16 protein-coding genes are annotated in these 25570 nt (G+C 71.0%); 4 read left to right on the forward strand and 12 right to left on the reverse strand.

All coding sequences use genetic code 11. The annotated features are described in order from the left end of the window. The 4 genes from GTY56_RS32700 to GTY56_RS32715 form a co-directional block, all read right to left on the reverse strand. Positions 1-378 (reverse strand): flavodoxin-dependent (E)-4-hydroxy-3-methylbut-2-enyl-diphosphate synthase (locus tag GTY56_RS32700; protein WP_161368898.1); only part of this gene is annotated, 378 nt, incomplete at its 3' end. Positions 379-546: 168 nt separating this feature from the next. Further along, complete coding sequence (locus GTY56_RS32705; protein ID WP_161368899.1) at positions 547-1851, reverse strand: site-2 protease family protein; 1305 nt, start codon at positions 1849-1851, stop codon at positions 547-549. Beyond that, the gene (gene dxr / locus GTY56_RS32710; RefSeq protein WP_161368900.1) at positions 1848-3104 is read right to left on the reverse strand and encodes a 1-deoxy-D-xylulose-5-phosphate reductoisomerase; all 1257 of its coding nucleotides are present in this window, start codon (positions 3102-3104) and stop codon (positions 1848-1850) included. Before dxr ends, GTY56_RS32705 begins: the two co-directional genes overlap by 4 nt. Positions 3105-3200: 96 nt before the next feature. Further along, complete coding sequence (locus tag GTY56_RS32715) at positions 3201-5141, reverse strand: acyl-CoA dehydrogenase family protein (RefSeq protein WP_161368901.1); 1941 nt, start codon at positions 5139-5141, stop codon at positions 3201-3203. A 348-nt stretch (positions 5142-5489) separates the two neighbouring features. Between GTY56_RS32715 and GTY56_RS32720 the strand changes: the two genes are divergently transcribed. The 3 genes from GTY56_RS32720 to GTY56_RS32730 all read left to right on the forward strand — a co-directional run bounded on the left by GTY56_RS32720 (position 5490) and on the right by GTY56_RS32730 (position 9923). Continuing rightward, positions 5490-6503: a LacI family DNA-binding transcriptional regulator gene (locus tag GTY56_RS32720; protein WP_161368902.1), complete on the forward strand. Its 1014-nt coding sequence runs from the start codon at positions 5490-5492 to the stop codon at positions 6501-6503. Positions 6504-6598: 95 nt separating this feature from the next. Beyond that, positions 6599-8641: a TIM-barrel domain-containing protein gene (locus tag GTY56_RS32725; RefSeq protein ID WP_161368903.1), complete on the forward strand. Its 2043-nt coding sequence runs from the start codon at positions 6599-6601 to the stop codon at positions 8639-8641. A 91-nt stretch (positions 8642-8732) separates the two neighbouring features. Then, positions 8733-9923, forward strand: coding sequence for a sulfotransferase (locus GTY56_RS32730; RefSeq protein ID WP_161368904.1), 1191 nt, complete (start codon positions 8733-8735; stop codon positions 9921-9923). 32 nt (positions 9924-9955) lie between these two features. Here GTY56_RS32730 and GTY56_RS32735 read toward each other — a convergent pair whose 3' ends face one another. The 7 genes from GTY56_RS32735 to GTY56_RS32765 all read right to left on the reverse strand — a co-directional run bounded on the left by GTY56_RS32735 (position 9956) and on the right by GTY56_RS32765 (position 20859). After that, complete coding sequence (locus GTY56_RS32735) at positions 9956-10669, reverse strand: glycoside hydrolase family 12 protein (RefSeq protein ID WP_161368905.1); 714 nt, start codon at positions 10667-10669, stop codon at positions 9956-9958. A 34-nt stretch (positions 10670-10703) separates the two neighbouring features. After that, complete coding sequence (locus GTY56_RS32740) at positions 10704-12893, reverse strand: glycosyl hydrolase family 95 catalytic domain-containing protein (RefSeq protein ID WP_161368906.1); 2190 nt, start codon at positions 12891-12893, stop codon at positions 10704-10706. Next, entirely contained in the window at positions 12890-14857 is a 1968-nt protein-coding gene (locus tag GTY56_RS32745) for a beta-galactosidase (protein ID WP_161368907.1), read from the reverse strand. The genes GTY56_RS32740 and GTY56_RS32745 overlap by 4 nt, the downstream gene beginning before the upstream one ends. Then, positions 14857-17052 carry a sialidase family protein gene (locus GTY56_RS32750; RefSeq protein WP_161368908.1) on the reverse strand — a complete coding sequence of 732 codons (2196 nt, stop codon included), beginning with the start codon at positions 17050-17052 and terminating at the stop codon, positions 14857-14859. The genes GTY56_RS32745 and GTY56_RS32750 overlap by 1 nt, the downstream gene beginning before the upstream one ends. A gap of 113 nt (positions 17053-17165) precedes the next feature. After that, the gene (locus tag GTY56_RS32755) at positions 17166-18116 is read right to left on the reverse strand and encodes an ABC transporter permease subunit (protein WP_161368909.1); all 951 of its coding nucleotides are present in this window, start codon (positions 18114-18116) and stop codon (positions 17166-17168) included. Further along, positions 18113-19150 (reverse strand): ABC transporter permease subunit, encoded by a 1038-nt coding sequence (locus GTY56_RS32760; protein WP_161368910.1) that lies wholly within the window; start codon positions 19148-19150, stop codon positions 18113-18115. Before GTY56_RS32760 ends, GTY56_RS32755 begins: the two co-directional genes overlap by 4 nt. Positions 19151-19176: 26 nt before the next feature. Then, on the reverse strand, positions 19177-20859 hold the full coding sequence (locus GTY56_RS32765) for a type 2 periplasmic-binding domain-containing protein (protein ID WP_161368911.1): 1683 nt from the start codon (positions 20857-20859) through the stop codon (positions 19177-19179). A gap of 322 nt (positions 20860-21181) precedes the next feature. On the opposite strand from GTY56_RS32765, the gene GTY56_RS32770 reads away from it, so the two are divergent. Continuing rightward, positions 21182-24019, forward strand: coding sequence for a glycoside hydrolase family 3 C-terminal domain-containing protein (locus GTY56_RS32770; RefSeq protein WP_161368912.1), 2838 nt, complete (start codon positions 21182-21184; stop codon positions 24017-24019). Between the two features lie 96 nt (positions 24020-24115). Here GTY56_RS32770 and GTY56_RS32775 read toward each other — a convergent pair whose 3' ends face one another. Further along, a complete protein-coding gene (locus GTY56_RS32775) occupies positions 24116-25561 on the reverse strand; it encodes an aldehyde dehydrogenase family protein (protein ID WP_161368913.1) in 1446 nt (481 codons plus the stop codon). Between the last annotated feature and the right edge of the window lie 9 nt (positions 25562-25570).

Raw genomic sequence — 25570 nt, forward strand, 5'->3', positions numbered from 1 at the left:
GTCGTCGAACTGCTTGATGTTGCCCGGGTTGACGCGGACCGCCGCACAGCCCGCCTCGATGGCCGCGAACACGTACTTCGGCTGGAAGTGGATGTCGGCGATGACCGGGATCTGCGACTTGCGGGCGATGGTCGCCAGCGCGTCGGCGTCGTCCTGCGTGGGGCAGGCGACCCGGACGATCTGGCAGCCGGAGGCGGTCAGTTCGGCGATCTGCTGGAGTGTGGCGCCGATGTCGGAGGTGCGGGTCGTGGTCATCGACTGCACCGAGACGGGGGCGTCTCCGCCGACGGCCACGGATCCGACCTGGATCTGGCGGCTCTTCCGGCGCTCGGCGAGCTTGGTCGGAACGGACGGCATGCCGAGAGAAATCGCAGTCATCTGCTGTGCAACCCCAAGTCGTGGATCAAGGTCCGGTCCCGTGAGCAGCGGGCTCCGAGCTTCGAGATTACGGCACATGCCTCGGGGCGGGCACATCCCACCCGTGGTGCCACCCGATGGGAGGCGGCCCGGCGGAAAGCGTGCCGGGCCGCCGCGAACGCCGTATGACTAGGAGATTCTCACCGGGTTAACCACGTCGGCGATCAGGACCAGGATGGTGAAGCAGATGAAGATCCCGGCGACGACGTAGGCGACCGGCATGAGTTTCGCCACGTCGAAGGGGCCCGGGTCCGGCCGGCGCAGCACCTTGGCCGTGTTGCGGCGCAGCGACTCCCACAGGGCGCCCGCGATGTGGCCGCCGTCGAGCGGCAGCAGCGGGAGCATGTTGAACAGGAACAGGGAGAGGTTGAAGCCGGCGACCAGCATGAGGGCCATGGCCAGCTGCTGGGTGGGCGGGATGTCGAGGGTGAAGATCTCGCCGCCGACGCGGGCCGCGCCGACCACGCCCATCGGGGAGTCGGCCTCGCGCTCGGCGCCGTCGAAGGCCGCGTTCCACAGGGCGGGAACCTTGCCGGGGAGGGCGGCGAGGGAGTCGACGGCCTCGCCGATGCGGTCGCCCATCCAGGTCACCGAGTCGCCGAAGTCCTGCTTGACCACGCCCGTGGCGGCGCTGAAGCCGAGGAAGCCGGCCTGGACGTACTGGCCCTCGACGATCTGGCCGGAGGCGTCCTTCTTGGCGACCTGGTTGGTGGCGATCTCCGCGTGCAGGGTGAGGTCCTTGCCGTCCCGCTCGACGACGATCGGCACCTCCTTGCCGGGGGTGGCGCGGATGAGGTCGGAGAGCTTGTTCCAGTCGTCGGTCTTCACACCGTTGAAGGAGACGATCTTGTCGCCCGCCTTGAGGCCCGCCGCGGCGGCGGGGGCGGCCGGGTCGCCCTTCTCGCACTTGTCGCGGTTCTCGTTCTGCGCGATGACGCACTGGGAGACCGAGCTGACCGTGGTGGTCTGCTGCGTGATGCCGAAGCCCATCAGGACGGTGAGGAACAGCGCCACCGCCAGGACCAGGTTCATGAAGGGGCCCGCGAACATCACGATCACGCGCTTCCAGGGGGCGCGCGTGTAGAACATGCGGTTCTCGTCGCCCGGCTTGAGCTCCTCGTAGGCGGCGGTGCGGGCGTCCTCGATCATGCCGCGCCAGGGGGAGGTGGAGCGGGCTTCCGTCCGGCCGTCGGGGCCGGGCGGGAACATGCCGATCATGCGGATGTAGCCGCCGAACGGGATGGCCTTGATGCCGTACTCCGTCTCGCCCTTGTTGCGCGAGAAGAGGGTGGGGCCGAAGCCGACCATGTACTGCGGCACACGGATGCCGAAGAGCTTGGCGGTCGACAGGTGCCCCAGCTCGTGCCACGCGATCGAGAACAGCAGGCCGACCGCGAAGAGGAGTATGCCGAGGATGAACATCAGGGTCGTCATGCACGGGCCTCCGCCGTCTGTGCCGCCAGTTGCCGGGCCCGGGTCCGCGCCCAGGTCTCCGCTTCGAGGACGTCCGACACGGTGAGCGAGGTTCCCGTACGCGGGGTGCCGTGCTCCTCGACGACCCGCGTGACGGTGTCCATGATCCCGTTGAACGGCAGCGCGCCCCGGCGGAACGCCTCCACGCACTCCTCGTTGGCCGCGTTGAACACCGCCGGGGCGGTGCCCGCGAGCTCGCCCACGTGCCGGGCGAGGTTCACCGAGGGGAAGGCCTCGTTGTCGAGCGGGAAGAACTCCCAGGTCGCGGCCCTGCTCCAGTCGAAGGTGGGCGCCGCGTCGGGCACGCGCTCGGGCCAGCCGAGGCCGATGGCGATGGGCCCGCGCATGTCGGGCGGGGTCGCCTGGGCCAGTGTCGATCCATCCGTGAACTCAACCATCGAGTGGACATACGACTGCGGATGCACGACCACCTCAATGCGGTCGAAGGGAATGTCGTAGAGGAGGTGCGCCTCGATCACCTCCAGGCCCTTGTTGACGAGGGTCGCGGAGTTGATCGTGATGACCGGGCCCATGGCCCAGGTGGGGTGGGCGAGGGCGTCCTCGACGGTGACGTCCGCCAGCTCGGCCTTCGTACGGCCGCGGAACGGGCCGCCGGAGGCGGTGACGACCAGCTTGCGGACGTCGGCGCGGGTGCCGGCGGCCAGGGCCTGGAAGAGGGCGGCGTGCTCGGAGTCGACCGGGATGATCTGCCCGGGCTTGGCGAGGGCCTTGACCAGCGGGCCGCCCACGATGAGCGACTCCTTGTTGGCGAGCGCGAGGGTGCGGCCCGCCTCCAGGGCGGCCAGGGTCGGGGCGAGTCCGATGGAGCCGGTGATGCCGTTCAGGACGGTGTGGCAGTCGGAGGCCGCGACCTGGGACGCCGCGTCCGGGCCGGCGAGGATCTCGGGGAGCGGCTCGCTCGTGCCGTACTGCGCGGTGAGCGCCTCGCGCAGGGCCGGTACGACGTCCTCGCGGGCCACGGCGACCGTCCGTACCCGCAGCCGGTGCGCCTGCTCGGCGAGGAGGGCGACCCGGCCGCCGTTGGCCGAGAGGCCGGTGACCCGGAACCGGCCGGGGTTGCGCAGCACGAGGTCGATGGCCTGGGTGCCGATGGACCCGGTGGAGCCGAGGATCACCACGTCCTTGGGGCCGTCTCCCGCTACGGGGTCGTAGACCAGGTGCGGATCGGCGAGGGGGGCTGGACTGTCGCTCATTGCTCCATTGTTGCCGTAAGGCCGGTGTGTGAGGACAGCGCATCCCCTTCATGGGGGCGCGCGCCATGGCTGAGCACGCCCCCATGGGGGCCGGGGTTACCTGATCGGCCGGTGCACGTTCTCCCGCTGTGACGGTCCCGGTGTCGCGTCCGCGATCCAGGGGCCGTCGCCCGACGGGTCGACGATGCCCTGCTCCAGCCATGCGTACGTGCCGGACAGGACGCCCTTGACGACCTTGCGGTCGAGGTCGTCGGTGTTGCTCCACAGGCGGGTGAAGAGCTCCTCGACGCGGATTCTGGCCTGGCGGCAGAAGACGTCGGCGAGCTGGTAGGCCTCGCGGCCGTGGTCGCCCTGGCTGCGCAGCAGTTCGGCCCGGACACAGGACGCGCTCATGGCGAACAGCTCGGCGCCGATGTCGACGATCCGGCCGAGGAAGCCCTGCTTGGACTCCATGCGGCCCTGCCAGCGGGACATGGCGTAGAAGGTGGAGCGGGCGAGCTTGCGGGCGGTGCGCTCGACGTAGCGCAGGTGCCCGGAGAGGTCCACCTCGTGCTTGAACTCGCCGTAGGAGGCCGGGAGCTGGCCGGGCCCGGCGACCAGTTTCGGCAGCCACTTGGCGTAGAAGACGCCCGCGTTCGCGCCGGCCCTCGCCTTGTCGCCGAGGGACTTCTCGGGGTCGATGAGGTCGCCGGCGACCGAGAGGTGGGCGTCGACGGCCTCGCGCGCGATCAGCAGGTGCATGATCTCGGTGGAGCCCTCGAAGATGCGGTTGATGCGCAGGTCGCGCAGGAGCTGCTCGGCGGGGACGCCGCGCTCGCCGCGGGCCCGGAGGGAGTCGGCCGTCTCGAAGCCGCGGCCGCCGCGGATCTGGACGAGTTCGTCGGCCATCGTCCAGGCCGTCTCGGAGGCGTACAGCTTGGCGAGGGCGCCCTCGATGCGGATGTCGTTGCGGTCCTCGTCGGCCATCTGCGAGGCCAGGTCGGTCACGGCCTCCAGGGCGAAGGTGGTGGCCGCGATGAAGGAGATCTTGGAACCGACCGCCTCGTGGTGCGCGACGGGCTTGCCCCACTGCTCGCGGGCCGCCGACCACTCCCGGGCGATCTTCAGGCACCACTTGCCGGCCGCGACACAGGAAGCCGGCAGCGAGAGCCGCCCGGTGTTGAGCGTGGTCAGGGCGATCTTCAGGCCCTGGCCCTCCTCGCCGACGCGGTTGGCGGCGGGGACGCGGACCTGGTGGAAACGGGTGACGCCGTTCTCGATGCCGCGCAGGCCCATGAAGGCGTTGCGGTTCTCGACGGTGACGCCCGGCGAGTTCGTCTCCACGACGAAGGCCGTGATGCCGCCGCGGTGGCCCTCGCTCTTCGGGACCCGGGCCATGACGACCAGCAGGTCGGCGACGACGCCGTTGGTGGTCCACAGCTTCACGCCGTCCAGGACGTAGTCGTCGCCGTCCGGGATCGCGGTGGTGGCGAGGCGGGCCGGGTCGGAACCGACGTCGGGCTCGGTGAGCAGGAAGGCGCTGATGTCCGTGCGGGCGCAGCGCGGCAGGAAGCGCTCCCGCTGCTCCTGGGTCCCGAACAGTTTCAGGGGCTGGGGCACGCCGATCGACTGGTGCGCGGAGAGCAGCACGCCGATCGCGGGGCTGGCGGAGCCGGCCAGGGCGAGCGCCTTGTTGTAGTACACCTGCCCGAGGCCGAGCCCGCCGTACTTGGTGTCGATCTTCATGCCGAAGGCGCCGAGCTCCTTCAGTCCGTCGATCACCTCGTCGGGGATGCGGGCCTCGCGCTCGATGAGGCCCCCGTCGACCTTCGTCTCGACGAAGTCGCGGAGCTTGGCGAGGAACTCCTCGCCGCGCTGGGCCACCTCGGCGTCCGGGAGGGGGTGGGGGTGGATGAGGTCGAGCCGGAAGCGGCCGAGGAACAGCTCCTTGGCGAAGCTGGGCTTGCGCCAGTGCTGTTCCCGGGCGGCCTCCGCCACCTCACGGGCCTCCCGCTCGGTGACGGCGGGACGGGAAGAAGGGGTGGTGGAAGCGGACATGAGGGGCACCTCGCCGCAACTAGAAGATGGAGGACCGTTTCGTTACCGACCAGTGCTACTGGATCGTTGGTACCCGAATCCGGACGCTCCCACCAGTCCTCGCGCGTCCGTTCGGCCGAAGGGGGGCACAGCGCCCCGGCACTTGTCGCGCGTCTGACGACGGTGTTGCATCGAGGTGCCGTCCCGGTGGCGGCTCCGGGCTCTGAGAGCGCTCCGGGAAATCCGTGTCGAAGCGCTTCGATAAGCTATGGACACCCACTCCTGCTGGAGCTACTGTCGAACCACCCCCACCCACCCTTATCAGCTACGCGCACTGTCGAAGCGCTTCACAAGAGCTTGGAGAGCTGGATGGTCACCCTTGCCGAGGTCGCCCAGCACGCCGGAGTCTCGGCGAGCACGGTGAGCTATGTCCTCAGCGGCAAGCGGTCCATCTCCGCGAACACCCGGCAGCGGGTCGAGCGGAGCATCCGCGAGCTCGGGTACCACCCGAACGCCGGGGCGCGCGCCCTGGCCAGCAGCAAGTCGAACATCATCGCGCTGATGGTCCCGCTGCGCACGGACATGTACGTGCCCGTGATGATGGAGATCGCCATCGCCGTGGCGACCTCCGCCCGCGCGCACGGATACGACGTGCTGCTGCTCACCGGCGAGGAGGGTCCCGACGCCGTGCGCCGCGTGGCGGGCAGCGGGATCGCCGACGGAATGATCCTGATGGACGTCGAACTCGACGACGAGCGGCTGCCGTTGCTCCGCGAGACGGACCAGCCGTCCGTGCTGATCGGACTGCCCGCCGACACCTCGGGCCTGACCTGCGTCGATCTGGACTTCCGGGCGACGGGCGCGCTGTGCGTGGAGCACCTGGCCAAGCAGGGGCACCAGGACATCGCCGTCATCGGGGAGGCTCCGGCCGTCTACGAGCGGCACACCGGCTTCGCCGAACGCACCCTGGACGGACTCAGGTCCCGTTCCCGGGAGCTGGGGGTGCGGCTGCTGCACCGGCCGTGCGAGGGCGGGTACGACGCGATGGCCGTGACGCTCGCCCGGATCCTCGACGAGCGCCCGGACACCTCGGGGCTCATCGTGCAGAACGAGTCGGCGGTGGAGCCGCTGCTCGCGCTGCTGCGGCAGCAGGGCCGGGCCGTGCCGGAGGACGTGTCGGTGGTCGCGATCTGCCCGGACCAGGTCGCGATGCAGGCCTCGGTGCGGCTCACGTCGGTCGCCATCCCGGCACAGGAGATGGGGCGGCACGCCGTGGACCACCTGGTGGCCAAGCTCGACGGGCGCGGGAGCGACGAGGTCGTGCTGATCGCGCCCGAGCTGACGGTCCGCGGGAGCACGGGACCGGCGCCGACCCGGTCGTAGTCACTCCCCGTCATCGAGTCCTGGTCGCGCCCGGCCACTGGACAGCGCCCCTTCCGGGGCACCCCCATGTCTGCTTCCGCACAGGAGCCCGCCACGTGAATCAGCCTGCTGAAACCCAGCCCCAGGTGAGCCTGGCGCAGTCCTCCCCGACCGTCGGCACCTTCCGCGAGCGGGACGGCGCGCTGGAGTGGAGCGGCCGCCAGGAGACCCTCCGGATCGAGCCGTGGGGTCCGGACGCGGTCCGGGTGCGTGCCCGGCTCGGCGGCCCGGTCCTCGAAGGGCTCCCGGGCGCCCTGCTCGACGAGGCTCCCCGGACGCCGGCCACGGTGAAGACCGAGGACGGACGCGGGCAGCTGACCGTCGGCGCGCTCACCGTCGAGGTGAGCGCCGAGGGTCTGATCCGCTTCCTGCGCACGGAGGACTCCGAGGAGATCCTCGCCGAGGACCGCGCCCACTTCTGGTGGCCCGGCTCCCGCCTCTACACGGCCGTCGGCAACGGCCACCACCGCCTGGAGCAGCGCTTCGCGGCCTACGACGACGAGAAGCTGTACGGCCTCGGCCAGCACCAGCACGGACGCCTGGACCAGAAGGGCCTGGTGCTGGACCTGGTGCAGCGCAACGCCGAGGTCGGCATCCCTGTGCTCAGCTCCAGCCGCGGCTACACCCTGCTGTGGAACAACCCGGCGATCGGCCGCGTGGAGCTGGCGCACAACGGCACCCGCTGGGTCGCCGACTCGGCCCGGCAGATCGACTACTGGATCACCGCGGGCGACCCGGCCGACGGCCAGCGCCGCTACAGCGCGGTGACCGGCCGCAGCCCCATGCTGCCGGAGTGGGCCGCGGGCTTCTGGCAGTGCAAACTGCGCTACCGCACCCAGGACGAACTGATGGCGGTGGCCCGGGAGTACAAGCGGCGCGGACTGCCCATCTCGGCGATCGTCTGCGACTTCTTCCACTGGACGCACCTGGGCGACTGGAAGTTCGACCCGAAGGAGTGGCCGGACCCGGCGGCGATGGTGCGGGAGCTGGAGGAACTCGGCATCAAGCTGGTGGTGAGCGTCTGGCCGTCGGTGTCGCCGCTGAGCGAGAACCACCCGGTCCTGGAGCAGCGCGGCTGGTTCATCGGCACCCAGTACGGTCCGATGGCGCACGCGGACTGGCCCGACAAGGAGGTCGCCTCCACGGTCCAGGTGGCCTTCTACGACGCCACCAACCCGGAGGCCCGGGAGTTCGTGTGGTCGAGGGTGAAGGAGAACTACCTCGACCCGTACGGCATCACGGCCTTCTGGCTGGACGCCTGCGAGCCCGAGCTCAAGCCCGGCTTCCAGGAGAACCTGCGCTACTGGGCGGGCCCGGGCCTGGAGGTCGGCAATGCCTACCCGGCGGAGAACGCCCGCACGTTCTACGAGGGCCTGCTCGCCACCGGCGAGGAGGAGATCGTCACCCTCAACCGCTCGGCCTGGGCGGGCAGTCAGCGCTACGGCGCCGCCCTGTGGTCCGGTGACATCGGCACGGACTTCCCGACCCTGCGCCGCCAGATCGCGGCCGGCCTCAACACGGCCCTGTCGGGCATCCCCTGGTGGAACACCGACATCGGCGGCTTCCACGGCGGCGACCCGGACGATCCGGCCTACCGGGAGGTGATGGTCCGCTGGTTCCAGTTCGGCGCGCTGTCCCCGCTGATGCGGCTGCACGGCTTCCGCGACCCGGGCATGCCCCTGGGTCCGGGGATGACGGGCGGCCCGAACGAGGTGTGGTCGTACGGCGAGGAGGCCGGGGCGATCCTGGAGCGGTACCTGCGGCTGCGCGAGCGGCTGAAGCCGTACGTGCTGGACGTGATGCGGGCGGCGCACGAGGAGGGACTGCCGGTGATGCGGCCGCTGTTCCTGGAGTTCCCCGACGACCAGGCGGCCTGGTCGGTCGACGACTCCTACCTGTTCGGCCCCGACCTGCTGGTCGCCCCGGTGCTGACGGCCGGCGCCACCACCCGTACGGCGTACCTGCCGGCCGGGGCGTCCTGGACGGACGCGTGGACGGGTGAGACGTACGAGGGCGGCCGGACCGTGACGGTCGACGCCCCGCTGGACCGCATCCCGCTGTTCCTGCGGGACGGGGCACGGCTGCCTGTGGCGGAGTAGCCGGGCGGTGGGATACGGCCGGGGCGGGCACGTACCGGCCGTATCCCAACGTGCCTGCTGGTCACGGCAGTTCGGTGGACAGGGTCGTCTCGTGGCCTCTTCACCGCTTGCCCTCACCGTGGCCGGGCTGCTGCTGCGGCCGGCCTTCGGGTCCCGTCGTGATCCCGGACGGGTCTTCGACCGCATCGTGGCGGAGGCCGGGGAGGCCCCGGGGGACCGGGAGTTCGTCGACGGCTTCCGGGACCTGCCGGGCTGGTGGGCGAAGGCGGAGCACCTCACCCCGGTCGGCCGGCAGGCCGCGCAGGGGCACGTCCGGCGGCATCTCGCCGGCCGGGCGCGGGTGCGGCGGCTGATCGCCGAGCACCCGGAGATCGAGCGGGAACCCATCGAGAAGCCGGTGTTCGTCGTCGGGCTGCCCCGCACCGCGACCACCGTCACGCACGCGGTGCTGTCGATCTCCGAGGAGCACCGCAGCCCCCTGCTGGGGGAACTGCTCGCTCCAGACCTGGAGTTGCCGCCCCGTCAGCGGCGCAGGGCGATCGCGGCCGGGCGGCGGATGGTCCGTGGCACGGACCTGTTCGCGCCGCGCTTCCGCGACATCCACGCGATGGCCGCCGAGGGCCCGGAGGAGTGCACCTTCGCGCTGCCGCACGCCCTGATGCCGTTCTCCCAGGCGCGCGCACCTCCCCGAGTACCGGGCCTGGCACTGCGCGCGGGACTTCACCGACGACTACCGGTACCTCAAGCAGGTCTACCAGGTGCTCCAGTACGGCCGTCCGCGGCGGCGCTGGATGCTCAAGTCCCCATGCATGTGGAGAACCTGGACGCACTGCTGACCGTGTTCCCCGACGCGACGATCGTGTGGTGTCACCGCGACCCGGTGACCGTCGTGGCGTCCTTCTGCTCCCTGATCGAGCACGGCATGGCCGTCAGTACCCGCCCCGTCGACCTGGCCGGCATCGGAGCCACCTGGCTGGAGCTGCTGAGCCGGGCCATGACGCGCGGTCTCGCGGCCCGGACCGCCATCCCGCCGGAGCAACTGGTGGACGCCCCGTACTCCTGGCTCGGCTCCGGCCCGGCGTCCGGTGCGCCGGGGCTCTACGCCGCCGTCGGCGCCCGGTGGACCGGGACCGAAGCGGGCCGGCTCGCCGCGGCCGTCGCCCGCCCGAAGGGCACCCGCAAGCACACCTACGACCTGTCCCGCTACGGCCTGACCCGCGACGAGGTCGAGTCGGCCTTCGCGGACGACAACGTGCTGCGGGCCGGGGTCGACCGCGCCTGACGGCACGGCCGGCCCCCGCCCCGACCGGCGGATCAGCTGCTGCTGACCGTCAGGTTGTTGGTGGTGAAGTTCATCCCGCCGGACGACGAGGTGATCTCGTATCCGAACTGCACGTCACCGATCGTCTCGTTGCCCATCCACTTCTTGGTGTCCTTGATCCACTTCAGGATCGGCAGGATGTTCACGGTGCCGGAGCTGGAGTTGGAGGTGCGGATGAACGAGAACACCTCGTTGGCTCCGTTGGTGCCCTTGAAGACGTTCCAGGAGTGGCCGCCCAGGCTGACGCTGCCCTGCGAGGAGCCGATCGGGCCGACGGGTCCGGTCTTGTTGACCCAGAGCATGATCTCGTAGTCGTGGTCCGTGTCCCAGATGTCGTACGACGTGTTGTACGCGCCGGACGACGGGACGCTGACGTTGTAGCTGCTCGACAGCGAGCCCAGCGAGGTGATCGACTTGTTGATCGCCTTCGTCTGGTTGGGGTACGACTTGATGCCGCCGGTGTTGGGGTGGTTGGCCCAGACGCCCCAGTTGGTACCGGAGTTGGCCCAGATGCACTGGCTTCCTGCGCCGCCGCCCCAGATGTTGTTGTAGAGCGTGTAGCCGTTCAGGTTGGTCTGGCCCCACTGGTCGCAGGAGTTCCAGACGGCGGCGGAGGCGGGGGCCGAGGCGAGGCCGATGGTGGCGCCGAGCGCCAGGGCGGGGGCCAGCAGGGCCTTGGTGACCCTGCGCAGCGTGCTTGATGCCATGGTGTCCCTTCCATGGGTGGGGGGGTGGGGGGAACTACCACGTCCTCAGGGTGACGACGTGGTCCTCTCCGGCGGCCAGGTGGAGGGATTCTGCGCCGGAGGAAGTGCGGAGTTCGACGCGGTGGGTGCGGCCGGGTCGGATGACGGCGGTGGCACCGTCCCGCGTCCAGGTGAGGTCGAGCTCGGCCCCGAACCGGGTGCGCACACCCCGCAGGGCGCCCTCGGGATACGCCGCCGGCAGCGCGGGCAGCAGGACCAGCCGGTCGGGGGTCGACTGGACGAGCATCTCGATCAGCACGGCGGGCAGGGTGTGCGCGGCGTCGGCGTTGTAGACGTCGCGCTTGGGGTAGTGGGCGCTCATCAGGGAGGCGTGGAAGAAGTCGCCGTCCAGGACCTGGCCGAGGGCGTGGGCGACGCGGTCGGCGTCCCGGAGCCGGGCCGCGACGAGGGCGTGGTGGAGGTGGCCGTGCGCGGAGTCGTTCTCGGCGCCGCGCAGTTCGAGGGCGCGGTGGGCGGCGGCCGCGAGGTCGGGGGTGTCGTAGGGGGTGATCTCGTCGAGCGGCCAGACGCCGTAGAGGTGGCTGAGGTGGCGGTGGTCGTAGGAGTCGGTGAGGCCGGGCCACGCCCATTCGGCCAAGGCCCCGTCCTCGTTGACCCGGTGCGGCGGGAGCCGGTCGGCGAGGGCGTTCCAGCGGTCGGCGTCGGGGCCCGGGTGGTACGCGGCGGCCGTGCGCAGGGCGTGGCGGGCCGCCGACAGGTCCATGGCGGCGTTGGTCGTCCCCCAGCTCGCGTTGGCAGGGCGGTTCTCCGGTGAGTAGGAGGGCACGACGACGAGGTGGCCGTTCTCGTCCGTCCTGGTGAGGAAGTCCTCGTAGAACAGCGCGACTTCGGCGAGGGCGGCGGCGGTGCGGGAGTCGCGGGTGTTGTGGGTCTCGTCGTGGTCGGCGAGCGGCTTGAGCAGCCAGTCGGCGCCGGCGGTCCACAGGTGCAGCGGGTACTCACGGTTGTAGTGGTAGGAGTGGCCGGACTCGCCGTCGGTGTGTGCGGGGGCGACCGCGCCCCGGGTGCCGAAGATCGCCCGGGCGTTGTCGCGCCAGTCGGGGAGCTGGCGGTGGACCAGGTTCGCGAGGGCCTCGGTGACCTCGGGAAGGGCGGCGGCAGCGGCCGAGGCGGTCTGGAGGTTGAGGTTGGCGTCGTTGGTGAACGCGCCCGACCATGCCGTGTTCCAGTCGCCGGTCCACAGTCCGGTCAGCCGGGGCGGGAAGAGACCGCTGGAGGACAGCAGGTGGTAGCGCCCGGCGGCGAAGAGACGCTCCAGCAGGGCCGCGCTGCGGGGCCTGGTCAGCAACGCGGACCCCGGCAGGGCCCGTTCGGCGGGGTCGGCGGCCAGGTCGAGGGTGACGCGCTCGTAGGCCGTGCGGTGCAGGGCGACGTGGCGGGCGAGGAGTTCGTCGTAGGCGGTGGGCAGGTCGCGCAGGGCACGGCCTTCGGCGACCACGTCGAGCTCGCCGGCGTGCCGGTGCACCCGGGTGAGGAGCAGCACGGACCGGGCGTCCTCGATGCGCACGCCCGGGGGCACCAGGGTGGTCGTGCCGCCGGTGACGGTGACCTGGGTGACACCGGTGCAGGCCAGGTCGATGTCGGGGTAGCGGACGCGCAGGCTGAGCAGGGCGCCCTCCGGGGTGAGGACGGCCCCGTGGCCGATGCCCAGCCGGGCGGGGGCGCCGGGCAGCCGGGGGTCGAGGTCGAGGCCGAGGGTGAGACCGGGTCCGGTGAGGTGCTGGACGATCACGTCGTCGGCGCGGGAGACGAAGACGCGGCCGGCCCACCCGGCACAGGTGGTGCTCACCACGCCGGTGGTGAAGTCGACGTCCCGCCGGTAGTCGTGTCCGTCGTCCCCGGGGCGGTCCAGCCGGACCTGGAAGGCCGGATGGAAGGGCTGCACCCACTGGAGGGGACGCCCGTCCGTGAAGTCCTCGGCGGCTCTCGTGTCGCCCGCCAGGAGACGGTCCTGGAGCCCGGGCAGGTCACCGGCGAGCTGCGGGGGGCGGGGGTCCCGTCCGTTGGGACGCACCAGCGTGTGGTGCGTGACGACGACCCGCTCGGCGTGCGGATCGCCGAGGACCAGGGCGCCGTGCCGGCCGTTGCCGCTGAGGAAGGCGTCCTCCCAGCGGGTGGCCGGGTGCGGCTCCCAGGTGCCGTGGACGGGGGCGGAAGCGGTCATGGCCGGAGCACCGCCGCCTCGTAGCGGCCGAGGGTGACCCGGTCGGTGACGTCCGTACCGGTCAGCAGGTCGCGGTGGGTGCCCGGCACGTCGACGGTCACCGGCTCGCGGCCGTGGTTGAGCACGAACAGCACCTCGCCCCGGCGTACGGCCTCGACCTGCTCGGGGAGACCGTCGAGCACCGGCCGGACGCCCACGCCGTCGGCGATCGAGGCCAGCAGGCCGCGCAGCGCCCCGGGCTCGGGGAGTGTGGAGACGTACCAGGCACGGCCCTTGCGCAGGACGGCGGGCAGTCCGTCGAGTTCGCCGCCCCGGTAGCGGATGGTCTCCTCGGCGGTGCCGTCCCCCTCCAGTTCCTCGGACCACAGCGTGCCGCTGAAGCCCTCGCAGGCGACGGTCTCGCCCTCGTCCAGGGGCCACCACTCGTGCAGCGTGCGGATGCCGAACAGTGCGCGCAGCCGGGCGTCCATGCCGCCGGGGCGGACCCGGTCGTCCTCGTCGGCGACACCGGTCTGGAACCCGCAGACGAGGGTGCCGCCCTGCTGTACGTAGGCGAGGAGGTTGTCGGTCGCGGAGTCGGTGAGGGCGTACAGCTGTGGCACGACGACCAGTGAGTACGGCGTCAGGTCGTGCTCGGGGTGGGCGAAGTCGGTGGTGAGGTGCGCCTGCCACAGGGCCCGGTGCCAGGCGCGCAGGACGTCCGGGTACTCCATCCGGCTGGACAGGCGGCCCTCCTGGGCGCCGGCCCACCAGGCGTGCCAGTCGTGCAGGACGGCGACGTTTGCGGTGAGGTGCCGGCCGGTCACCTCGGGCGCGATCCGCTCCAGGTCGGCGCCGAGCCGCTGGACCTCCTGGTACGTCCGGCCCTCCTCCCCCGCGTGGCTGACCATGCCGGAGTGGAACTTCTCCGCGCCCTGCCGGGACTGGCGCCACTGGAAGTAGCAGACGGCGTCGGCACCCCGGGCCACGGCCTGGAGGGACCACAGCCGGTTGAGGCCGCGCGGCTTGGGGTGGTTCACGCCCCGCCAGTTGACCGGCCCGGCCGCCTGCTCCATGAGCATCCACGGGCCGCGCGCCTGGGAGCGGGTCATGTCCTGGACGAGGGCGCCGTTCTGCGCGCCGAGGGGGTCGCGCGGGTCCGGGTAGAGGTCGACGGAGACGACGTCCTCCTCCTCGGCCCAGCGCCAGGCGTCCTGCCCGAACCACAGCGGCATGAAGTTGCTGGTGACCGGCAGGTGCGGGGTGTGCCGGCGGACGATGTCCCGCTCGGCGGTGCAACACTCCAGGAGCATGTCGGAGGTGAAGCGGCGGAAGTCCAGGACCTGGCCGGGGTTGCGCAGGTAGTGCGGCAGGCGGGGCGGCAGGATGCCGTCCCAGGTGTCGTAGCCCTGGCTCCAGAAGGCGGTGCCCCAGGCCTCGTTGAGGGCGTCGAGCGTGCCGTACCTCGCGCGCAGCCAGCGGCGGAAGGCGGCGGCCGCCTCGTCGCCGTAGTCGTAGGTGCAGTACTCGTTGTTGATGTGCCACATCGTCAGGGCCGGGTGGCCGCCGTAGCGGGCGGCCAGGTCCTCGGTGATGGCGGCGGCGTAGCGCCGGTAGGTGGCGCTGGAGTGCGAGAAGTGCTGCCGGCCGCCCCACCACTCGATGCGGCCGTCCTCGGTGACGGGCAGCGTGTCGGGGTGCAGCCGGCCCATCCAGGGCGGGGGCGAGGAGGTCGGGGTGGCGAGGACGACGCCGATGCCGTTCTCGTGCATCAGGTCCATCAGCGTGTCCAGTCGGCCGAACTCCCGCGCCCCGGGCTCCGGTTCGAGCGTCGACCAGGAGAAGACACCGAGGGTGACCGAGTTGACGCGGGCGGCCTTCATCAGCCGGACGTCCTCGTGCCAGGTCTCCTCGGGCCACTGCTCGGGGTTGTAGTCGCCGCCGAACAGCAACCGGCCCCTGGTCACATCACGCAGCTCGGGCATCAGACGGGCTCCCCGTACTGCACGCCGCGGCCGTTGGTGGCGATGTAGACCCGGCCGTACACGCGGGGATCGCCGGTGATGGCGGCTCCGGTCCAGCCCCACTGGTGCCGGTCGTCGTTGATCCGTGTCCAGGTCTTCGCCTCGTCGTCGGAGCGGTAGACGCCCGTGATGGTGTCCGTGGCGCCGACCAGGTAGAGCGCCGGGTAGGAAGCGCCCCTGGCGGCCTTGCCGAAGCCCAGGGTGTGTGAGGCGTGGCAGCTGCTGACCTTGGTGAAGGTCGCGCCGCCGTCGGTCGAGCGGTACAGCCCGTTGCCCTTCAGGCTCAGCCACAGGTCGCCGGTGCGGCCGGGTGCGGCGACCAGCTGGAACTCGGTGTCGCCCGAGCTGAGCCCGGTGGCCCGTGCGGTGAAGGTCCTGCCGCTGTCGGTGCTGGCGAAGAGTGTGCCGGTGGTGGTGTCGAAGGCGTAGCAGCGGGCCGGGTCGGCAGGGTCGGTGACGGGTGCGGCGCCCTGGGGGAAGGTGGGGATCTCGGTCCAGGTGGCGCCGTTGTCGATCGAGCGGTGGGCGGGGTTGGCGGTGCCGAAGGACCACAGCAGCACGCTGCCGTCGGCGTTGGTGGCGATCGGGCCCGGCGCGGACTTGGCCACGTCCGGCTGGGTCTTGAAGGGGGCCCAGGTCTTGCCGCCGTCGTGGGAGAAGGCCCCGTTGCCGTGGTCGCCCCACCCGGCCCGGACCACGTAGGAGGGTTTGGCGGTGGCCAGGGACAGACCGGTGCTGGTGCCGAAGACGGGGTTGGACGCCATGCCGCGTGAGGGTGAGGCGGTGAGCCGTTCGTGGTACATCACGCCGATGTCGCCGGAGCCGCTGAGCAGGTGGGCCTGTCCGGTGGGGGGCGAGACCAGCTGACGGATGGACGCCTCCTCCACACCGCGGATCTGCGGGGCGAAGTGCTTGAGGTCGCGGGTGCCGTAGAGGGTCGCGCCGGTGCCGTAGACCACGTGCCGGGAGTCGAACGGGTCCAGGGCCAGAGCCTGGATCCACCAGCCGAACTTCGGGCTGTCACCACCCCACTTGAGGTACGGCGTCTCGGACACGTCGAGGACGGCCCCGTCCTTCAGCGACGTCCAGGTGCGGCCACCGTCGGTGGAGCGGAAGACGGTGTCGACGGCGGCCCAGCGGTTGTTGGTGGAGACGACGAGCGTGCCCGGGCGGCGGGCGTCCACGGCGACACCCCCGTAGCCGAAGGAGTCGGCGGAACCGTCGGCCGTCGTGCCGCCCGGCTTCACCGGGGTGACCTCACTCCACTTCCCGCTGCTGGTGCGCAGCTTGTGCACGCTGCCGTCGGACTGCCCGTTCGGGCCGGGAGCGTTGGCGTACGTCACGTACAGCTCACGCGTGTGACGGTCGTAGGCGGCCCGGACCGGAACCCTGGCGGCAGGGCCGGCCGGCTGCCCCGGAACGGCCTGCCAGGTCACGCCGTCGGACGTCCGGTAGAGGTTCGCGGAGGTGCCGTCGGAGTCGCCCCAGCCCGCGTAGACACTGCGGCCGGCGGCGACCAGGAGCGTAATGCCCTGGCCGGTGGCGCTCGGCGCGACCGGGAAGTCAACAGCCTTCCAACTGACGCCCCGGTCGCTCGACTTGAGCAACCCGTCGTGCCGGGTGCCCAGCCACAGGGTGTCGCTGTCCCGGGGATCGACCAGCAGCCGCTCGCCACAGCCCCGCCCGTCCTCGTTGGCCCCCAGCTTCACGCTCAGGTCGGTGCGCTTCCAGGTCACACCACGGTCCTCCGACCGCAGCACGGCCCCGTTGCCCGCCCAGGACTGCGTGTACGTGCCGAGAGCGAGGTAGACGCGGTCCGGATGGGCGGGGTCGACGGCCATGGCCTCGACACCGAGGAGGTTCCAGTCGTCCCAGCCGATGTGGTCGGTCAGCGGGATCCACCGGCCCCTGCGGTCGTCCCAGCGGTAGGCACCGCCGATGTCGGTCCGCAGGTAGGCCAGCCCCTTGACGGAGGGATGGAACAACACCCCGCTGATGAAACCCGTCCCGCCCTGGACCACGTTGCGCCAGCGGTAGCCGCCCTGGGCCGGTGTGGCGGCCGTGGCTCGTCCCTGGATCGGCGGAAGGGAGACGACCGCGGCGACGGCGGCCGTCCCTGCCAGCACGGACCGTCTGCTGAGGTGAAACGTGCTCATGACATACCTCGGTTCCTGCAAAGAGGGGGGACGTGGATGCCCTCAGGGGCGCGGGGAACTGCGCGACGAGCCACGAGGCAGTCGCAGACGACGAACAACCGACAGCCCTACGGTCAGCCCTTGACGGCCCCCGTGAGCATGCCCTTCTTGAAGTGCTTCTGGACGAACGGCGAGATCACGGCCACGGGCAGCAGCGCCATCACCATCACGGCCATCTGGATCGCCAGCGCGGAGATCTGCCCGGTCTTGATCGCCTGGCTCACCCCCACCGGCGCTTCCTGCTTCTGCACGAGCTGGATCATGACGTTTTGCAGCGGCATCATGCTCTGATCACTGAGGTAGATCGACGCGTTGAACCAGGCGCTCCAGTACCCCACGGCGTAGAACAGCGTGATCACCGCGATGACGGCTCGCGAGAGCGGGATGATGATCTGCCAGAGGATGCGCCAGTCACCCGCCCCGTCGATCCGCGCGCTGTCGACGAGTTCCGGCGAGATGCCCATGAAGAACGCGCGCAGCACCAGGATGTTGAAGACGCTCACCGCGCTCGGCAGGATCAGCGCGAGATACGTGTCGGTCAGCCCGAGGGACTGCACCAGCAGGTACGTCGGGATGAGGCCGGCTCCGAAGAACATCGTCGCGAGCAGGGTCATCAGCAGCCAGCGGTGACCGAGCGAACCGCTCCTGGACAGCCCGTACGCCGCGAGGACCGACACCGCCATCGAGAACAGGGTGCCGGCCAGCGTGACGCAGACGCTGACGATCGCCGCCCGGGTCACCTGCCCGCCGCTCAGCAGCTCCTGGTAGGCGATGAACGTGATGTCCTTCGGGATGAGCACCAGACCGCCGGCCTCGGTGATGGTCTTCTTCGAGGACAGGCTGGTGACGATGACGATCCACAGCGGGAACAGCACCGCGAGACAGGCACCGGCCAGGACGACGCCCTTGCCCGCGACCCCGGCCTTGCTGGGCTCGTCCTCCCAGACGGGTCTCGGCGGAGCCTGCCACCAGCGGGGTTCGCGCGCCGCCTCGTCCAGGGCGGCCTTGTCGATGACGGCGGTCACTTCTTGTACACCCCCTGCTCGCCCATGAAGTGGGCCACCTTGTTCGCGGCGAGCACGAGCGCCACACTCACCAGACCCTTGATGAGACCGGCCGCCGCGGCGTAGCTGAAGTCCTGGTTGCGGACGCCGTTCCACCACACATAGGTGTCGAGGACCTCCGCCGCCCCTGGTCCGACCGCATCGCGTTGCAGCAGGATCTGCTCGAACCCGACGGTGAGCGCATCGCCGACGCGCAGCACCAGCAGCAGGGCGATCACGGGCCGCAGCGCGGGCAGCGTGACGTGCCACATCCGGCGCCAGCGCCCGGCTCCGTCCATGGCCGCCGCCTCGTACAGGTCGGGGCTCACGGAGGCGAGTGCGGCGAGGAAGACGATGACGCCCCAGCCCGCGTCCTTCCAGACGCCCTCCGCCGTCACCAGGAACTTGAAGATCCCCGGATCGGTCATGAGGTCGAAGCCCTCGTAACCGTGCCGGCGCAGGGTCTGCGCGATGATGCCCGCGCCGCCGAAGATCTGCTGGAAGACGGTGATCACCAGCACCCAGGAGAAGAAGTGCGGCAGGTAGAGGATCGCCTGCGACACCGCCCGGATCCGGGGCCTGATCACGCTGTTGATGATCAGCGCGAGCACGATCGGGATGGGGAAGAACAGCACCAGCTGGAGGGAGAACAGGACGAGCGTGTTCTGCACGGCGTCCCAGAACGCCGAGTCCGCGAAGATCCGCTCGAACTGCTCGATGCCCACCCAGGGGCTCTCCAGCATCGCGACGAAGCCGTTTTCGCTGACGTACGGGTCGTACTCCTGGAAGGCGACGACATTGCCGAGGATCGGTACGTAGTTGAAGACCAGGACCAGCAGGACGGCCGGCAGGGTCATCAGGATCAGGGTGCGGTCCCGGCGGAACCGCAGGCGGAGGCTCAGTCTGCCGGAGCGTTTCGCCGCCGGCCGGACCCTCGCGGGGGCTTCCGCCGCCCCGGGGGCCGCCTCAGTCGTGGCCGCCTCGGCCCTGCTGCGAGGCACGGTGCTGTTGGACACGGAGCTCTCCTTGCCTCAGCGCCGGGTCACTGCGCGGAACCGTTGTCGTCGTGCAGCTTCTGGTACCAGTCGCGCAGCTTGTCGCCGCCCTGCTTCTTCCAGTCGGAGACGGCCTGCTGCATGTCGCTGATCTTCTTGCGGCCGCGGACGATGTCGTCCTCCAGCTGCTCGAAGTCGTTGGAGAGGTTGGTGTAACGCGCCGGTTCGGTGATCTGCAGGCCCCAGAAGGTGGACTTCTTGGTGAAGGCACCCATCCGCTGCTGCCACTCCACCTGCTCCTTCGCGATCTCCGGAAGGTCCGGGTGCGCGGTGGTCGGGGCGGGGCTGGCGAGCATGACGTAGGCGTTGATGACCTCCTGGTTGCCCTTGTCGTTCTTGGTGGGCACCCCGTCCTTGACGGTGTAGTGGGTGCCCTCCACCCCGTAGTTGGTGAGCATGTACTCCTTGGTGCCGTACGGGGCGGCGGTGACGTTGGCGGCGGCCAGAATGTCCTCGACCACGGCCTTGGAGGCCTTCTTGTTGACGAAGGCGAAGATGCCCGCGGGGGATCCGGCCCACAGCTGGGGATCTCCGCCGTCGGCGCCGAAGATGTCCATGCCGGAGATGCGGAAATCGGAGTTCTGGCCCGCCTGTTCGGCCATCTTGCCCCACCAGGACGAGATGTTGTCGTTGTACATCAGAACCTGGCCCGCGGTGAACCGGTCACCCGCGGCACCCTGGACGGCCTTCGCGTCGGGGTGGACGACACCGGCCGCATACAGCTTGCGCGTCCATTCCAGCGCCTCGAGGAACTCCTCGGTCTCGACCCGGTAGATCATCTTGCCGTCGGTCAGGTTCCAGCCGAGCGGCTTCTCGCTGCCTGAGAGCACGCCGAAGAACTGGAAGGCTGACCACTTCATGTCGTCACAGGCCCACACCTTGGACTTGGGCCGGCTGATCTCCTTGGCGAGAGTGAGGAACTCGTCCGGGGACTTGGGGAGTTCGTAGCCCTCCTTGTCGAAGATGTCCTTGCGGTAGAAGGGCACGATGCCGGTGACGGAGGGGGCGGGCTGGGGCAGGCCGCGCAGCTTGCCGCCGAAGATGGAGTACTGCCAGGCGCCGCTCGGGATCGCCGCGAGGTTCGGGTACTTCTTGATCGCGTCCCCGGACAGGTACGGGCCGAGGTCCGCGAACTTGCTGATGATGGCGCTGGGTATCTTGCCGCCCATGTTCCAGCTGGGGATGACCACGACGTCCGGCACGTCGCTGGAGGCGAGGACCGCGCCGAGCTTCTCGTCGTAGGTCATGCCGTCCTGGTTCTGCCAGGTGATGTCCACGCCGATCAGGTCGTTCATCGCCCTGTAGTAGGCGTTGTCGCCCTTCGGCGGCGTGCCCCAGAACGGCGACATGATCTTGATGCGGCTGCCCTTGCCGAGCTTCTTCGGCACCGAGGTCTTGAGGCCGGCCAGGTCGAGCTTGGCCGTGAAGCCCATGGCCGAGCCGTTCTTGGACGGGATGTCCGGCGAGACCACGTTGCTCGCGACGTAGGCCGGCAGCAGCTTCTTGGCGCTCTTGCCGGACGTCGTGCCGTCCTTCGACCCACCCTCCGACCCGCCGCACGCGGCGAGCAGCGGCGTTCCACCTGCCACGGCCGCGGTGGCGACCGCCGTGGAGGCGAGGAAGCTTCTCCGGCTCGGTCCGGGGGAGGCGGAGGCGGCGTTCGGCGTCATTGCGTCAACCCTTCATGGCGCACCAGGACACCCGGCGGAAGGCCGTCGGCTGCGGTGTCTCGAGTGGAACTGGCTGAGCAGAAGCGACACTTCGACCAGAGGGGCTTCCGCAGTCGAAGCGCTTCGATGTTGGTGTGAGGTTAAGTGAACACCCCAGGGCGCACAAGGGTCGTTCCCAAACTTCCTCGCAGGTACGGGAGGGGAGCGTTCCTCATGCACGACTTGAAGCGACGGCGTCGACTCTTGACACCCGACCCGTCGTCGACCCAGCATCGAAGCGCTTCGAAAGCATCTCGCCGATCCATCGCAGGGGGATCCCCACGTGACCGCACACACGCCGCCCACCGCACCGTTCCGCGATCCGCAGCTGCCGTTCGCGAAGCGCGTCGACGATCTGCTGGGGCGGCTCACCCTCGACGAGAAGACGTCCTTCCTGCACCAGTTCGCCCCCGCCGTCGAGCGGCTCGGCCTCGCCGCCTTCCGCACCGGCCAGGAGGCCCTGCACGGGGTGGCGTGGATGGGCCCGGCGACGGTGTTCCCGCAGGCGGTCGGTCTCGGCGCCACCTGGAACCCGGAGCTGGTGCGGCGCGTGGGCGACGCGGTGTCCCGGGAGATCCGCGCGATGCGCGCCAAGGACGACCGGGTCGGCCTCAACGTCTGGTCCCCGACGGTCAATCTGCTGCGCCACCCCCTGTGGGGCCGCAACGAGGAGGGCTACTCGGAGGATCCGAAGCTCACCTCGGCCATCGCCACGGCCTACACCCACGGGTTGCGCGGCGAGCACCCGGCCTACTGGCGCACCGCGCCCGTGCTGAAGCACTGGCTGGCCCACAACAACGAGACGGACCGCTCCACGACGTCGAGCTCGGTGCGCCCGCGCGTGCTGCACGAGTACGACCTGCGGGCCTTCCGCGAGACCGTCGAGGCGGGCGCGGTGGCCGGGGTGATGCCGGCGTACAACCTGGTCAACGGCCGCCCCAACCACGTGTCGCCGTACCTGCGCGAGCACCTGCGCGGCTGGACGGACGAGGAGCTGCTGGTCTGCTCGGACGCGGGCGCACCGAGCAACCTCGTCGACTCGGAGCACTACTTCGACACCCACGAGGAGGCCACCGCCGCCTCCGTCATGGCCGGTGTCGACAGCTTCACCGACCACGGCACCGACTCCTCGCAGATCATCGGGCGGCTGCGCGGCGCCCTGGAGCGCGGCCTGCTGACCGAGGCCGATGTCGACACGGCCGTCCGCCGCCAGCTCTTGGTCCGTTTCCGGCTCGGCGAGTTCGACCCGGGCCACGACCCGCACGACGCGACCGGCGAGTTCGACACCCCGGCACACCGCGCCCTCGCCCAGGAGGCCGCCGAGCAGGCGATCGTGCTGCTCAAGAACGACGGGGTCCTGCCGCTCGCCCCGGACACCCGGATCGCTGTGGTGGGCCTGCTCGCCGACGAGTGCAAGCTCGACTGGTACAGCGGCACCCTCATCCACCGCTCGACCCCGCTGGACGGCCTGTACGAGCGGTTCGGCGGGGAGCGGGTGGAGTTCGCGGAGGGCGTGGACCGCGTCCGGCTGAAGACCTCCACGGGTGCGTTCCTGCACGTGCCGGTGGCCGAGGGGGCCGCCGCCGAGGCGCGCGGGGCCGAGGGCGCGCTCGACCCGGCCCTCCTCACGGGCCGCACCGACCTGCCCGCGCTCACGACGGACGCCGACGGCACCGAACTGGCGCTCGCCGACTGGGGTGAGGGCGTCCTGACCCTGCGCGCCCCCGACGGCCGCTACCTCTCGGTCGCCGACGACGGCTGCCTGCGCGCCTCCGCCGACCAGCCGGGCGGCTGGATCGTGCAGGAGACGTTCCGCCTGGAACCGCACGGGAACGGGCACCTCCTCAAACACCTGGGCACGGGTCGACACGTGTGTGTCTCCGCCGACGGCGTGAAGGTTGCCGACGCGGACCCCGAGGTCTTCGAGCTGGTCGTCGCCGAGCGCGGCGAGGAGGCGGCGGCGCGTGCCGCCGCGGCGGCCGACGTGGTCGTGGTGGTCGCGGGCAACGATCCGCACATCAACGGCCGCGAGACCGAGGACCGTACGACGCTGCGCCTGCCGGAACACCAGGAACGGCTGCTGCGGGCGGCCCGCGCGGCGAACCCGGCCACCGTGCTGGCGCTGGTCTCCGCCTACCCCTACGCCGTCGACCCCGCCGGGCTCCCGGCGGTGCTGTGGACGGCGCACGGCGGCCAGGCGGCCGGCACCGCCCTGGCCCGCGTCCTGGCCGGTGACGTCTCCCCCGCCGGCCGCCTCCCGCAGACCTGGTACGCCGACGACGCCGACCTGCCCGGCCTTCTCGACTACGACGTGATCGGTTCCCGCCAGACGTACCTCTACTTCGAGGGGACGCCTCTGTTCCCCTTCGGGCACGGCCTGTCGTACGCGTCGTTCGAGTACGGCGGCCTGACGGCCCGGGCCGGGGACGGGACGGTGCGCGTCTCCTTCTCGGTCACCAACACCGGTGACATCGCCGCCGACGAGGTGGCGCAGCTCTACGGCCGGGCCGTCGACCCGTCCGTGCCGCGTCCGCGCCGCGAGCTGCTGGACCACCGGCGCGTCACCCTCGCCCCGGGGGCGACGGCCGAGCTCGGCTTCGAGATCCCGCAGAGCGCCTTCGCGTTCTGGGACGTCGCCCAGGACCGGTGGCGGGTGGAGCCCGGCGCGTACGAGCTGCTGGCGGGGGCGTCCAGCGAGGACGTCCGGCTGCGGACGTCCGTCGCCCTGGAGGGCGAGCCCACTCTGCCGCGCCCGGTCGTCGCGGGCGGCCTGGCCGCGGCCGGCTTCGACGAGCAGAACGGCGTCGAGATCGTGGACCGGACGAAGGTGTCGGGGGACGCGGTGACGGCGGCGGGCGAGGCGCCCGGCGAACTGGTCTACCGGCGCTGCGACTTCGGGCAGGGTGTCACCGGAGTGACGGTGGAGGTGGCGGGCGAGGGCTCGGTCGAGCTGTCCCTCGACGGCGGTCCGGTGCTCGCGGTGCTGTCGACCGCGGCCCCCACCCCGGGCCCGTACGACTACGTCTCCCTCGACGCCTCCGTCGTCGCGGCGGGCGTCCACGACGTGCACCTCAGGCTGCGCGGCCCGCTGCGGCTCGCGCACGTCGGCTTCTCCGGTTGAGGGTCCGGAGCAGGCCGGCACAGAGAAGGGCCCGGCACCGGAAGGCATCGGTGCCGGGCCTCTTCCCGGAGCTTACATGAAAATGGTTCTCATGAGCTACAGGTTGATGCCGGTGAGGACCAGCACCCGCTCGTACGTGTAGTCCTCCATGGCGAACCGCACGCCCTCACGGCCCACGCCGGACTGCTTGACGCCGCCGTACGGCATCTGGTCGGCGCGGTAGGACGGCACGTCGCCGATGACGACACCGCCGACCTCCAGGGCCCGGTGGGCGCGGAAGGCGGTCTGCAGGTCGTGGGTGAACACGCCCGCCTGGAGGCCGTACTTGGAGTCGTTGACGGCGTCGAAGGCCGCGGCCTCGCCGTCCGCCTTCTGCACGGTGAGGACCGGTCCGAAGACCTCCTCGCAGGAGATCGTGACGCCGGCCGGGACCTCGGCCAGGACGGTCGGCGCGTAGGAGGCGCCGTCGCGCTTGCCACCGGTGAGCAGCCGCGCCCCGGCGTCCACGGCCTCCTGGACCCACGCCTCGACGCGCTGGGCGGCGTCCTCGCTGACCAGCGGGCCGACGTCGGTGGCGTCGTCACCCGGGTCGCCGGTGACCTGGGCCTCGACAGCGGCGACGATGCGCGGCAGCAGCCGGTCGTACACCGAGGCGTCCGCGATGACCCGCTGGACGGAGATGCAGGACTGGCCGCCCTGGTAGTTGGAGAAGGTGGCGATGCGGTTCGCCGCCCAGTCCAGGTCCGCCTCGCTCGCCCAGTCGGCGAGGACGACGGCCGCGCCGTTGCCGCCCAGCTCCAGCGTGCAGTGCTTGCGCGGCACCGAGTCCATGATCGCGTAGCCGACCTTCTCGGAACCGGTGAAGGAGATGACGGGCAGCCGCTCGTCCTGCACCAGGGCCGGCATCTTGTCGTTGGCGACCGGCAGGATGCTCCAGGAGCCCGCGGGCAGTTCGGTCTCGGCGAGCAGTTCGCCGATGATCAGGCCGGACAGCGGGGTCGCCGGGGCCGGCTTGAGGATGATCGGGGCGCCGGCGGCGATGGCCGGGGCGACCTTGTGGGCGCAGAGGTTCAGCGGGAAGTTGAAGGGCGCGATGCCGAGCACGACGCCCTTGGGGAAGCGGCGGGTGACGGCGAGCCGGCCCTGGCCGCCGAGGTCGGTGTCGAGCCGCTGGGCCTCGCCGCCGTTGAACCGACGGGCCTCCTCGGCCGCGAAGCGGAACACGGACACGGCCCGGCCGACCTCACCGCGCGCCCACTTCATCGGCTTGCCGTTCTCGGCGGAGATCAGCCGCGCGATCTCCTCGGTGCGCTCGACGAGGCGCTTGCTGACGTGGTCGAGCGCGGCGGCCCGGACGTGCGCGGGGGTGGCGGCGAACTCGTCCAGCACGGCGTGCGCGGCGGCCACGGCCTCCTCGACCTGCGCGTCCGTCGGCACGCTCACCGTGCCGACGAGCCGCCCGTCCCAGGGGGAGGTGACGTCGAAGGTGTCCTCGCCGGCGGCCTGGCGGCCGGCGAGCCAGAAGGCGTGGGTGGCGGTCATGTGGGTTCC

The sequence above is a fragment of the Streptomyces sp. SID5643 genome, from assembly GCF_009872555.1.
Taxonomy (GTDB): domain Bacteria; phylum Actinomycetota; class Actinomycetes; order Streptomycetales; family Streptomycetaceae; genus Streptomyces; species Streptomyces iakyrus.

Excerpts from the sequence above, each read along its gene's own strand:
- GTY56_RS32745 (WP_161368907.1), bottom strand. The coding sequence starts at position 14,857 with ATGCCCGAGCTGCGTGATGTGACCAGGGGCCGGTTGCTGTTCGGCGGC.
- GTY56_RS32705 (WP_161368899.1), bottom strand. The coding sequence starts at position 1,851 with ATGACGACCCTGATGTTCATCCTCGGCATACTCCTCTTCGCGGTCGGC.
- GTY56_RS32740 (WP_161368906.1), bottom strand. The coding sequence starts at position 12,893 with ATGACCGCTTCCGCCCCCGTCCACGGCACCTGGGAGCCGCACCCGGCC.
- dxr (WP_161368900.1), bottom strand. The coding sequence starts at position 3,104 with ATGAGCGACAGTCCAGCCCCCCTCGCCGATCCGCACCTGGTCTACGAC.
- GTY56_RS32750 (WP_161368908.1), bottom strand. The coding sequence starts at position 17,052 with ATGAGCACGTTTCACCTCAGCAGACGGTCCGTGCTGGCAGGGACGGCC.
- GTY56_RS32720 (WP_161368902.1), top strand. The coding sequence starts at position 5,490 with ATGGTCACCCTTGCCGAGGTCGCCCAGCACGCCGGAGTCTCGGCGAGC.
- GTY56_RS32735 (WP_161368905.1), bottom strand. The coding sequence starts at position 10,669 with ATGGCATCAAGCACGCTGCGCAGGGTCACCAAGGCCCTGCTGGCCCCC.
- GTY56_RS32715 (WP_161368901.1), bottom strand. The coding sequence starts at position 5,141 with ATGTCCGCTTCCACCACCCCTTCTTCCCGTCCCGCCGTCACCGAGCGG.
- GTY56_RS32775 (WP_161368913.1), bottom strand. The coding sequence starts at position 25,561 with ATGACCGCCACCCACGCCTTCTGGCTCGCCGGCCGCCAGGCCGCCGGC.
- GTY56_RS32765 (WP_161368911.1), bottom strand. The coding sequence starts at position 20,859 with ATGACGCCGAACGCCGCCTCCGCCTCCCCCGGACCGAGCCGGAGAAGC.